This is a genomic window from Burkholderia sp. Ap-955, assembly GCF_011753045.1.
Taxonomy (GTDB): Bacteria; Pseudomonadota; Gammaproteobacteria; order Burkholderiales; family Burkholderiaceae; genus Burkholderia; species Burkholderia lata_D.
This window is the reverse complement of record NZ_VWWH01000021.1, coordinates 85,331-95,770: the sequence shown is the minus strand read 5'-3', so window position 1 is coordinate 95,770 and position 10,440 is coordinate 85,331. Positions and strand designations below refer to the sequence as shown.

The following is a 10,440-nucleotide window of genomic DNA, read 5'->3' as shown; positions in this document are numbered from 1 at the left end:
CGGCCGCGCGCGCGAGCCGCACGCCGAGCGCGGCCGCGAGCGCCTTTTCGTCCGCCGACAGCCCGGCGGCTGCCGAGCGATCGTGCTGCGCGACGTGCGACGCGCCGTACGGCGTGCCGCCGGTGCGCGTCGTGGTGAGCGCGGATTCCGTGTACGGGATCCCGACGATCATCATTCCGTGATGGAGCAGCGGCAGCATCATCGACAGCAATGTCGATTCCTGGCCGCCGTGCAGGCTGCCCGTCGACGTGAACACGCTGGCCGGCTTGCCGGTCAGTGCGCCCGACAGCCATTGCGGTGTGGTGCCGTCGAGGAAATACTTGAGCGAGGCGGCCATGTTGCCGAACCGGGTCGGCGAGCCGAGCGCGAGGCCCGCGCATTCCTCGAGATCCCGCAGTTCCGCGTACGGCGGCCCGTCGGCGGGGATGTCGGGGGCGGTGGCTTCGCAGACGGCCGACACGGGCGGCACGGTGCGGATGCGGGCCTGCATGCCCGGCACGCTGTCGATGCCGTTCGCGATCGCGAGCGCGAGATCGCGCGTGGCGCCGTGGCGGCTGTAATAGAGGACGAGGATGTCTTTCATGGGCTACGGAGCCGCGTGCGGCCGCGCGCGTGCCCGGTGCAGTCGGCCCCTGCTGGAATCGAGCGGCTATTATAGGGGCTGAAGCCGTCGCGCAGCGCGGCGGCGGCGCGCCGTCGGGCGCGCGGCATCAAGAAGGAGAAGTCGTTTGCCGAAGTTGAGCGTCGATCTCGACACCATCAAGCGCCTCGCGCAGTTCGCGGCCCGGCGTAGCGCCGAGGATCGCATCCCGCAAGTGGCGGGCAGCCTGACGTTCACGACGATGCTGGCGCTCGTGCCGCTCGTGACGGTCGCGTTCGCGCTGTTCACCGCGTTCCCGATGTTCGCGTCGTTCCAGATCTCGCTGCAGGGGTTCCTCGCGGATCACCTGATGCCCGCGCAGTTCAACGTCCAGATCTTCAAGTACCTGAACCAGTTCGCGTCGAAGGCGAAGGGGCTGACGACGGCCGGCCTGATCGTGCTCGTCGTCACGTCGGTGATGACGATGATGACGATCGAGTCGGCCTTCAACCTGATCTGGCGGGTGCGCAAGCCGCGGCCGTTCGCGCAGCGCGTGCTCGCGTACTGGGCGCTGATCACGCTCGGCCCGCTGCTGTTCGGCGTGAGCCTGTCGATCTCGTCGTACCTGTTCACGCAGTCGCTGGCGTTTACCGGCGCCGCGCCGTCCACATCGATCGTCGAGTGGCTGCTCGCGCTCGTATCGTTGCCGTTGACGGTGCTCGCGTTCACGCTGCTGTACGTGTACCTGCCGAACTGCACGGTTGCATGGCGCGACGCGGTGATCGGCGGACTGTTCGCGGCCGTCGCGTTCGAGCTCGCGAAGCGCGGCTTCGGCTACTACGTTCGGCGCATTCCGACCTATACGGCCGTTTATGGCGCGTTCGCGGCGCTGCCCGTGTTCCTGTTATGGGTGTACCTGAGCTGGTTCATCGCGCTGCTCGGCGCGATGGTGGCTTCCGCGCTGCCGGCGATTCGCGTCGGCCAGTTTCACCGCATCCACTATCCGGGCAGCGACCTGCTCGACGCGCTGGAGATGCTCGCGCGGCTGGCCGAAGCGCGCACGGCCGGCAAGCGAGGCTATACGGCGATGCTGCTCGCGACCATGCTGCGCTGCGACATGGAAACCGCCCAGCGCCTGCTGACGACGATGGAGGAGCGGGAGTGGATTGCGCGGCTCGACGGCGGCGGCGAAACCACGCCGCGCTACATCCTGCTCGCGAATCCGGAGCAGCTGACGCTTGCGCAGCTGTTCGACGTGCTGGTGATCGACCGCACGGAACTCACTTACCAGCTGCAGCGGCGCCGCAGCCACGTCGACGGTGCGGCGCTGCTTGCGGTGTTGTCGAGCGACCGCTTCGACGTGTCGCTCGCGACGCTGATCGCCGCGCACCGGCTGGCCGGCGCACAGCCGGCGGGCGTCCCGGGACAGGCGCCAGGCGGCGTGTCCGATCCGCATGCACGTCCGCCGCGGCCCGCGTGAGCAGGGCGTTCGGCCGCGTTACAACGGGATCTTGCCCGTACAGATATCCTTGAACATCACCCAGTCGCCCATCAGGCTGTAGATCGGGTGCCGGAACGTGGCCGGGCGGTTCTTCTCGAAGAAGAAGTGTCCGACCCACGCGAACCCGTAGCCGCAGACGATGGCTGCAGGCAGCCACAGCCAGTCGCCGGTCGCGATCGCCATCGCGACACAGCCGATCACGCCGAGCGAGCCGATGAAGTGCAGCCGCCGCGACGTCCGGTTCTGGTGTTCATTCAGGTAATACGGGTAGAAATCGGCGAAGCTGGCGAATTGCTCCGAATGCGTATGCGCCATGGACGTCTCCTCCGGCCGCTGTTCATGGGGCCATTGTGCTGCCGGCAGTCCGCTTCCGCAAGCGGGGGCGGGCCGCCACGCGGGCCCGCGCTTTCCTTTTGACAGGCTTTCCGATACGATCGAAAGAGGTTTTGCATTCAAGCATGAGGGGACTACGATGCGCGTCAGCGATATTCTGAAAGTGAAGGGCAACACGCTGTTTACGGTGACGCCCGATAAGCCGCTGCGCGAAGCGGTCGATACGATGGCCGAACACGACATCGGTTCGCTCGTCGTGATGGAGTACGGCGATCTCGTCGGGATGCTGACGTTCCGCGAGATCATCCTGCGCCTGCACGTGAACGGCGGCGCGATCGGCGACGTGCAGGTGCGCAAGGTGATGGACGAGCCGCTCACGTGCACGCCGGAAACGGACGTCAACGAAGTGCGCCGGATGATGCTCGAGCGCCATGCGCGCTACATGCCGGTGCTCGACAAGAAGGTGCTGATGGGTGTCATTTCGTTCTACGACGTCGCGAAGACGGTCGTCGAGGCGCAGAGCTTCGAGAACCGGATGCTGAAGGCATACATCCGCGACTGGCCGGAATCGGAAGCCGAAGCGCACAAGTCGTGAACCCCGCCGCGCCCGTCGCCGTCATGCGCGGGCGCCGCCACCCGGCACGCGGCGGCGCAGGTTTGTCCTGCGCCGCCGTTTTTTCAATGACCACACGAGGCCCGCGCAGCGCTGCCCAGACGGCGCGCGCGTATTCCGCATGAGCGATCAAACGCAAGCCACTTCCAGGCGGCGTGACGAACGGCACGCGCACGCGTCGCAGTTCGACCTGCTGCGCGAGCGCCGTTTCGCGCCGTTCTTCACGACCCAGTTCCTCGGCGCGCTGAACGACAACGTCTTCAAGATCGGCTTTACGTCGCTCGTCACCTATCACACCGCGCGGTTCTCCGGCGTCGATGCGAAGACGGCGGCTTTCCTGATTTCCGCGATCTTCATCTTGCCGTTCGTGCTGTTCTCGGCGACGTCCGGCCAGATCGCCGACAAGTACGACAAGGCGACCCTCACGCGTTTCGTGAAGACCTTCGAGATCGTGCTGATGCTGGTCGGCGCGGCCGGCTTCGTCACGCACAGCGCGCCGCTGCTGTATCTGTGCACGTTCATGATGGGGATGCACTCGACGCTGTTCGGGCCCGTCAAGTATTCGTACCTGCCGCAGCATCTCGGCGAGCACGAGCTGGTCGGCGGCAACGGCCTCGTCGAGATGGGCACGTTCATCGCGATCCTGATCGGCACGATCATCGGCGGCGCGGCCGCGGGCATCGAGGGCAACGGCGAGCGCGTGCTTGCGGTGAGCGTCGTCGTCATCGCGCTCGCGGGGCGGTTCGTGGCGCAGCGCGTGCCGTCCACGCCGGCGCCGCAGCCCGATCTCGTGATCAACTGGAATCCGGTCAGCGAGACCTGGCGCAACCTCGGGCTCGCCCGGCAGAACCGAACCGTGTTCCTGAGCCTGCTCGGTATCTCGTGGCTGTGGTTCGTCGGCGCGACGTTCCTCACGTCGTTCTTCAATTTCGCGAAGGACGTGCTGTCCGCAAGCCCCGACGTCGTCACGATCCTGCTCGCGACGTTCTCGGTCGGCATCGGCCTCGGCTCGCTGCTGTGCGAACGGCTGTCGCAGCGGCGGGTCGAGATTGGCCTCGTGCCGCTCGGCTCGATCGGCATCAGCGTGTTCGCGATCGAGCTGTATTTCGCGAGCCATGCACTGCCGTCGCCCGGCCATCTGCTGTCGGTCGGCGAGTTCCTGGCCGGTGCGCGCCACTGGCGCATCCTGGCGGACCTGTTCCTGCTCGCGATGTTCGGCGGCTTCTACAGCGTGCCGCTGTACGCGCTGATCCAGAGCCGCAGCGCACCGACGCACCGTGCGCGGATCATCGCCGCGAACAACATCCTGAACGCGCTGTTCATGATCCTGTCGGCCGTGATGGCGATGGGGCTGACCAAGGCCGGCGTCGATATCCCGGGGCTGTTCCTCGTCACCGCGCTGCTGAACGTGATCGTCGCCGCGTATATCTATCTGCTCGTGCCCGAGTTCCTGCTGCGCTTCGTCGCATGGGTGCTCGTGCATACGTTCTACCGGATTCGCCTCGTGCACGCGGAGCGGATTCCGGCGGAAGGGGCGGCCGTGCTCGTGTGCAACCACGTCAGTTATGTCGATGCGCTGGTGCTGGCCGCCGCGAGCCCGCGCCCGATCCGTTTCGTGATGGACCACCGGATCTTCAAGACGCGCTTCGCGAGCTGGGTGTTCCGGCATGCGAAGGCGATCCCGATCGCGCCGCGCCACGAGGATCCCGCGATGCTCGCGCGTGCGTACGACGCATGCGAGGCCGCGCTGAAGGAAGGCGAACTCGTGTGCATCTTCCCGGAAGGCAAGCTGACGAAGACGGGCGACATCAACACGTTCCACCACGGCATCACGGAGATCCTGGGTCGCACGCCGGCGCCGGTGATCCCGATGGCGCTGCGCGGGCTGTGGGGCAGCTATTTTTCGCGGCATTCCGATGCGCGGATGCCGCGGCCCATCAAGCGCGGCGTAATGAGCCGGCTGACGCTGGCGGTCGGCGAGCCGATCCCGGCGTCGGTCGCGACGCCCGAAGCGCTTCAGGCGGCAGTCACCGAACTGCGCGGCGCGCGGAAGTAGGCGGGGCGGGCCCGGCGGCGTCGCCCCGGGCCGTAATGGCCGCCGTGAACGGGGCCCATTCGACCGGAACGGCGCGGGTCCGCAATCGTCGCCCCGGGCCGTTCCCGTGGCAAGCCGGTATGGTCCGGACGGTTCACACGGCCCGCGTGCCCGGGACGGCTGGCATAATAGCGGCTTACCTCTTTTCTCGACCGGCAAACGATCGACCTGCCTGCGGCCTGGGCAGCGCATCGGTTTGTCCATTTCTCTTTGGGCGGTTCCATCATGTCCGGCAATACCCTCGGCACGCTTTTCACTGTCACGACCTTCGGCGAATCGCACGGTCCCGCGATCGGCTGCGTGATCGACGGCTGCCCGCCGGGAATGGGGCTGACCGAAGCCGACATCCAGGTCGAACTCGATCGCCGCAAGCCCGGCACGTCGCGCCACGTGACGCAGCGGCAGGAGGCCGACGAGGTCGAGATCCTGTCGGGCGTGTTCGAAGGCGTGACGACCGGTACGCCGATCGCGCTGCTGATCCGCAACACCGACCAGCGCAGCAAGGACTACGGCAACATCGTCGAGACGTTCCGCCCCGGCCACGCCGACTACACCTACTGGCAGAAATACGGCATCCGCGATTACCGTGGCGGCGGCCGCTCGTCCGCACGGCTGACCGCGCCGATCGTCGGCGCGGGGGCGGTCGCGAAGAAGTGGCTGCGCGAGCGCTTCGGCGTCGAGGTGCGCGGCTACATGAGCGGCCTCGGCGAGATCGACGTGCCGTTCGTCGACTGGTCGCATGTGCACGAGAATCCGTTCTTCTCGCCGAATGCGGCTGTCGTGCCGGAGCTCGAGGCGTACATGGATGCGCTGCGCAAGGATGGCGATTCGATCGGTGCGCGCATCGATGTCGTCGCGTCGGGCGTGCCGGTCGGCTGGGGCGAGCCGGTGTTCGACCGTCTCGATGCGGACATCGCAAAGGCGATGATGAGCATCAACGCGGTGAAGGGCGTCGAGATCGGCGCGGGCTTCGACAGCGTCGCGCAGCGCGGCTCGGTGCATGGCGATGAGCTGACGCCGGCCGGCTTCGTCGGCAACCATGCGGGCGGCGTGCTCGGCGGGATTTCGACCGGGCAGGACATCACGGTGTCGATCGCGATCAAGCCGACGTCGAGCATCCGCACGCCGCGTCGTTCGATTACGAAGGCCGGCGAGGAAGCGACGGTGGAAACGTTCGGCCGTCACGATCCGTGTGTCGGCATTCGCGCGACGCCGATCGCCGAGTCGATGCTCGCGCTGGTGCTGATCGATCATGCGCTGCGCCATCGCGCGCAGTGCGGGGACGTCGAGACGACGACGCCGAAGATCGCGGGCAGCGCGACCTGACGCAAGCGGGTGGGGCGCTGCGCGTCTCGCCCGGCCGTTGCGCGGAGCATGCAAAACGGGGCGCTGCTTGATGCAGCGCCCCGTTTCGTTTGCGGCAGCCAAACAACGCGCCGCTCGTGGCGGCGCGTTCCGGCAATTACATGTTCGGGTAGTTCGGCCCGCCGCCGCCTTCCGGCGTGACCCACACGATGTTCTGCGTCGGGTCCTTGATGTCGCAGGTCTTGCAGTGCACGCAGTTCTGCGCGTTGATCACCAGGCGGTCGCTGCCGTCGTCGTTCTTCACGAATTCGTACACGGCCGCCGGGCAGAAGCGCGCTTCCGGCCCCGCGTACGTGCGCAGGTTCACGTTCACCGGCACGTTCGCATCCTTCAGCGTCAGGTGCGCCGGCTGGTTCTCCTCGTGGTTCGTGTTCGAGATGAACACCGACGACAGCCGGTCGAACGTCAGCTTGCCGTCCGGCTTCGGATACTCGATCGGCTGGCATTGCGATGCGGGCTTCAGCATCTCGTGGTCCGCATGCTTGTGGTGCAGCGTCCACGGTACGTTGCCGCCCATCACCTTCTGCTCGAGCCCGACCATCAGCGTGCCGAGGTACAGCCCCTTGGCCATCCACTGCTTGAAGTTGCGCGCGCGGTACAGCTCCGTGTACAGCCACGACTGCTTGAAGGCGTCCGGGTACGCGTTGAGCTCGTCCGACTGGCGGCCGGCCTGCACCGCGTCGAATGCCGCGTCGGCCGCCAGCATGCCGGTCTTGATCGCCGCATGGCTGCCCTTGATCCGCGAAGCATTCAGGAAGCCCGCGTCGTCGCCGATCAGCGCACCGCCCGGGAACACCGTCTTCGGCAGCGACAGCAGCCCGCCGGCCGTGATTGCACGTGCGCCGTATGACACGCGCTTGCCGCCTTCCAGGAACGCGCGGATCGACGGGTGCGTCTTGTAGCGCTGGAATTCCTCGAACGGCGACAGGTACGGATTCGTGTAGCCGAGACCGACCACGAAGCCGACCACGACCTGGTTGTTGTCCATGTGATACAGGAACGAGCCGCCGTAGGTGTCCGACTTCAGCGGCCAGCCGGCCGTGTGGATCACGAGGCCCGGCTTGTGCTTGGCCGGGTCGATTTCCCACAGTTCCTTGATGCCGATCCCGTAGGCTTGCGGATCCGCGTTCGCGTCGAGCTTGAACTTCGAGATCAGCTGGCGGCCGAGGTGGCCGCGGCAGCCTTCGGCGAACAGCGTGTATTTCGCGTGCAGCTCCATGCCGAGCTGGAAGTTCTCGGTTGGCTCGCCGTCCTTGCCCACGCCCATGTTGCCGGTCGCGACGCCTTTGACCGAGCCGTCGTCGTTGTATAGGATCTCGGCGGCCGGGAAGCCGGGGAAGATCTCGACGCCCAGCGCCTCGGCCTGTGCGCCAAGCCAGCGCGTGACGTTGCCCAGCGAAATCACGTAGTTGCCGTGGTTCTGGAAGTTGGCGGGCAGCGCCCAGTTGGGCGTCGTGACCGCGCTCTTCTCGGACAGGAACAGGAAGCGGTCTTCCGTCACCTCGACGTCGAGCGGCGCGCCGCGTTCCTTCCAGTCGGGGAACAGCTCGGTGATCGCGCGCGGGTCCATCACCGCGCCCGACAGGATGTGCGCGCCGATCTCGGAGCCCTTCTCGAGCACGCACACGCCGATTTCGGTGCCTTTCTCGGCGGCCAGCTGCTTGAGCCGGATCGCCGCCGACAGCCCGGCGGGGCCGCCGCCGACGATCACGACGTCGTATTCCATCGATTCGCGCGGGCCGTATTGCTCGATGAGGCTTGCGGGGGGCATTGGCGTTCCTCTAACCGTTAGAATGCTTTTATTCGGGAGCGTATTGTCTGCGAAACGAAACGCTTGCCGCAACAGCATGCGGCTAGATTAGCACGATCGTTCTATTTTCGTGCTAGGGTAATGCCGCTCGGGCCGTGCTGCCCGTGGCGGCGAAACGACATCGAAAGGGGAAGTGCAAATGGGTCGATCGATCAATCTGGAAGGCAAGGTTGCGCTGGTCACGGGCGCGTCGAGCGGCCTCGGGCAGCGCTTTGCGCAGGTGCTGTCGCAGGCCGGCGCGAAGGTCGTGCTCGCGAGCCGTCGGGTCGAGCGCCTGAAGGAGTTGCGTGCCGAGATCGAGGCGGCGGGCGGCGCCGCGCACGTCGTGTCGCTCGACGTCACCGACGTCCAGAGCATCAAGGCGGCGGTCGCGCACGCGGAGACGGAAGCCGGTACGATCGACATTCTCGTGAACAATTCGGGCGTCTCGACGATGCAGAAGCTCGTCGACGTGACGCCGGCGGATTTCGAGTTCGTGTTCGACACCAACACGCGCGGCGCATTTTTCGTCGCCCAGGAAGTCGCGAAGCGGATGATCATGCGCGCGAACGGAAGCGGCAACGGCAAGCCGCCGTGCCGGATCATCAACATCGCGTCGGTGGCCGGGCTGCGCGTGTTTCCGCAGATCGGGCTGTACGCGATGAGCAAGGCCGCGGTCGTGCAGATGACGCGCGCGATGGCGCTCGAATGGGGGCGCCACGGGATCAACGTCAACGCGATCTGTCCGGGCTATATCGATACCGAAATCAATCATTACCTGTGGGAAACCGAGCAGGGCCAGAAGCTGCAGTCGATGCTGCCGCGCCGGCGCGTCGGCAAGCCGCAGGATCTCGACGGGCTGTTGTTGCTGCTCGCGGCCGACGAGTCGCAGTTCATCAATGGCTCGATTATCTCCGCCGACGACGGCTTCGGCCTCGCCTGAGCGGATGACATTCAGCAACAAAGAAGACTGCAATGAGCGATTATTCCCCCGTTTTTGAGATGTCGATGCCGATCCGCTGGGGCGACATGGACGCGTTCGGCCATGTGAACAACACGGTCTATTTCCGCTACATGGAGCAGGCGCGGATCTCGTGGTTCGAGGAGCTCGGCATCGCCGGCGGCAACGGCGAGGGGCAGGGGCCCGTCATCGTCACGGCGTCGATGGAATTTCTCAAGCAGCTGCACTATCCGGGCGACGTGATCGCGAAGATGTCGGCTGCGAAACCCGGCCGGAGCAGCTTCGACACGGGTTTCGAGCTGACGCGCGCCGACGATCCGCAGCATGTCTATGCGCGCGGCAATGCGCGCTGCGTGTGGGTCGACTACGCGCTCGGCAAGTCGGTGCCGCTGCCCCAGTTGCTGCGCGACACGATCGAGCGCGCGCTCGCGGCCAAGGTCGGCTGAGCGTCGAGTCGGCGAGTCCGGGCCGGCACAAGGTCGCCGGGGCGGCACGCCATATCCGTTGTTTACCGAATCGGCCGCCATGTGCGGCCGATTGTCATCCGGGCGCCGTCATTCACTGCCCGAGCAGGCGCTGCAGCAGCTCCGGCGTATTGTTGGTCCCGTACTTGCGCATCAGTCGTGCGCGATAGATGTCGACCGTGCGCGAACTGATATCGAGCACGCGCCCGATCTGCTTGCTGGTCTTGCCGGTCGCGAGCTGCGCGGCGATCTCGCGCTCGCGCGGGGTCAGTTCGACGGCGACCCGGCGCGTCGCGCTCAAATCCTCGAAGGTCCACACGCCCGCCGCAAGGGGCGCGGTGCGGTCGATTGCGCGGCCGGTGACGTGGCACCAGAACAGCTCGCCGTCCGCCCGTTTCATGATTCTGTCATCCGAGTAGATGCCGTTCGCGGCCATCACGCGCGCGATGCGTTCGCCGATGCGCTGGAATTCGTCCGTCGACGGGTAGAGCACCTCGTACGATTTCCCGATCAGGTCGGCGCGCACGCAGCGGAAGATCGACGCGAGCGCGTCGTTGCAGTCCTCGATCACGCGGTCGCGCGACAGGACGAGGCCGAGCGGCGCGAGGAGGAAGGCGGTCTGGTAATCGAGAGCGGGCATGGCGCAGGCAAGCGGAGGCAAACGCTTATGTATTTTTGCGTATTGTGCCGCATCCGCGCCGCATCGTACCCTTTCGGGCATCTCGTGGCGGTTCGCCGC

10 protein-coding genes are annotated in these 10,440 nt (G+C 66.3%); 6 read left to right on the top strand and 4 right to left on the bottom strand.

The window, feature by feature from the left end:
• A partial coding sequence (gene wrbA, locus F3J15_RS14820; protein WP_166891957.1) for an NAD(P)H:quinone oxidoreductase occupies positions 1-583 on the bottom strand: 583 nt, incomplete at its 3' end.
• 145 nt (positions 584-728) lie between these two features.
• Here wrbA and F3J15_RS14815 point away from each other — a divergent pair.
• Positions 729-2,060 carry a YihY family inner membrane protein gene (locus F3J15_RS14815; protein ID WP_089483863.1) on the top strand — a complete coding sequence of 444 codons (1,332 nt, stop codon included), beginning with the start codon at positions 729-731 and terminating at the stop codon, positions 2,058-2,060.
• Positions 2,061-2,078: 18 nt separating this feature from the next.
• Here F3J15_RS14815 and F3J15_RS14810 read toward each other — a convergent pair whose 3' ends face one another.
• Entirely contained in the window at positions 2,079-2,396 is a 318-nt protein-coding gene (locus F3J15_RS14810) for an Mpo1-like protein (RefSeq protein WP_039347312.1), read from the bottom strand.
• Positions 2,397-2,553: 157 nt separating this feature from the next.
• On the opposite strand from F3J15_RS14810, the gene F3J15_RS14805 reads away from it, so the two are divergent.
• The 3 genes from F3J15_RS14805 (at position 2,554) to aroC (ending at position 6,448) form a co-directional block, all read left to right on the top strand.
• Positions 2,554-3,009 carry a CBS domain-containing protein gene (locus tag F3J15_RS14805; protein WP_006755543.1) on the top strand — a complete coding sequence of 152 codons (456 nt, stop codon included), beginning with the start codon at positions 2,554-2,556 and terminating at the stop codon, positions 3,007-3,009.
• A 139-nt stretch (positions 3,010-3,148) separates the two neighbouring features.
• Positions 3,149-5,083, top strand: coding sequence for an MFS transporter (locus F3J15_RS14800; protein ID WP_166891954.1), 1,935 nt, complete (start codon positions 3,149-3,151; stop codon positions 5,081-5,083).
• 264 nt (positions 5,084-5,347) lie between these two features.
• Positions 5,348-6,448, top strand: a complete 1,101-nt coding sequence (gene aroC, locus F3J15_RS14795) for a chorismate synthase (RefSeq protein ID WP_069247797.1) — start codon at positions 5,348-5,350, stop codon at positions 6,446-6,448.
• A 136-nt stretch (positions 6,449-6,584) separates the two neighbouring features.
• On the opposite strand, the gene F3J15_RS14790 is transcribed toward aroC, so the two are convergent.
• Complete coding sequence (locus tag F3J15_RS14790; RefSeq protein ID WP_166891951.1) at positions 6,585-8,258, bottom strand: electron transfer flavoprotein-ubiquinone oxidoreductase; 1,674 nt, start codon at positions 8,256-8,258, stop codon at positions 6,585-6,587.
• Between the two features lie 178 nt (positions 8,259-8,436).
• Here F3J15_RS14790 and F3J15_RS14785 point away from each other — a divergent pair, with 178 nt between their 5' ends.
• Both F3J15_RS14785 and F3J15_RS14780 read left to right on the top strand, forming a co-directional pair.
• Positions 8,437-9,219: an SDR family oxidoreductase gene (locus F3J15_RS14785; RefSeq protein ID WP_011351770.1), complete on the top strand. Its 783-nt coding sequence runs from the start codon at positions 8,437-8,439 to the stop codon at positions 9,217-9,219.
• A gap of 32 nt (positions 9,220-9,251) precedes the next feature.
• Positions 9,252-9,683, top strand: coding sequence for a thioesterase family protein (locus F3J15_RS14780; protein ID WP_069247799.1), 432 nt, complete (start codon positions 9,252-9,254; stop codon positions 9,681-9,683).
• Positions 9,684-9,795: 112 nt separating this feature from the next.
• On the opposite strand, the gene F3J15_RS14775 is transcribed toward F3J15_RS14780, so the two are convergent.
• Positions 9,796-10,341 (bottom strand): LuxR C-terminal-related transcriptional regulator, encoded by a 546-nt coding sequence (locus F3J15_RS14775; RefSeq protein ID WP_069247800.1) that lies wholly within the window; start codon positions 10,339-10,341, stop codon positions 9,796-9,798.
• Between the last annotated feature and the right edge of the window lie 99 nt (positions 10,342-10,440).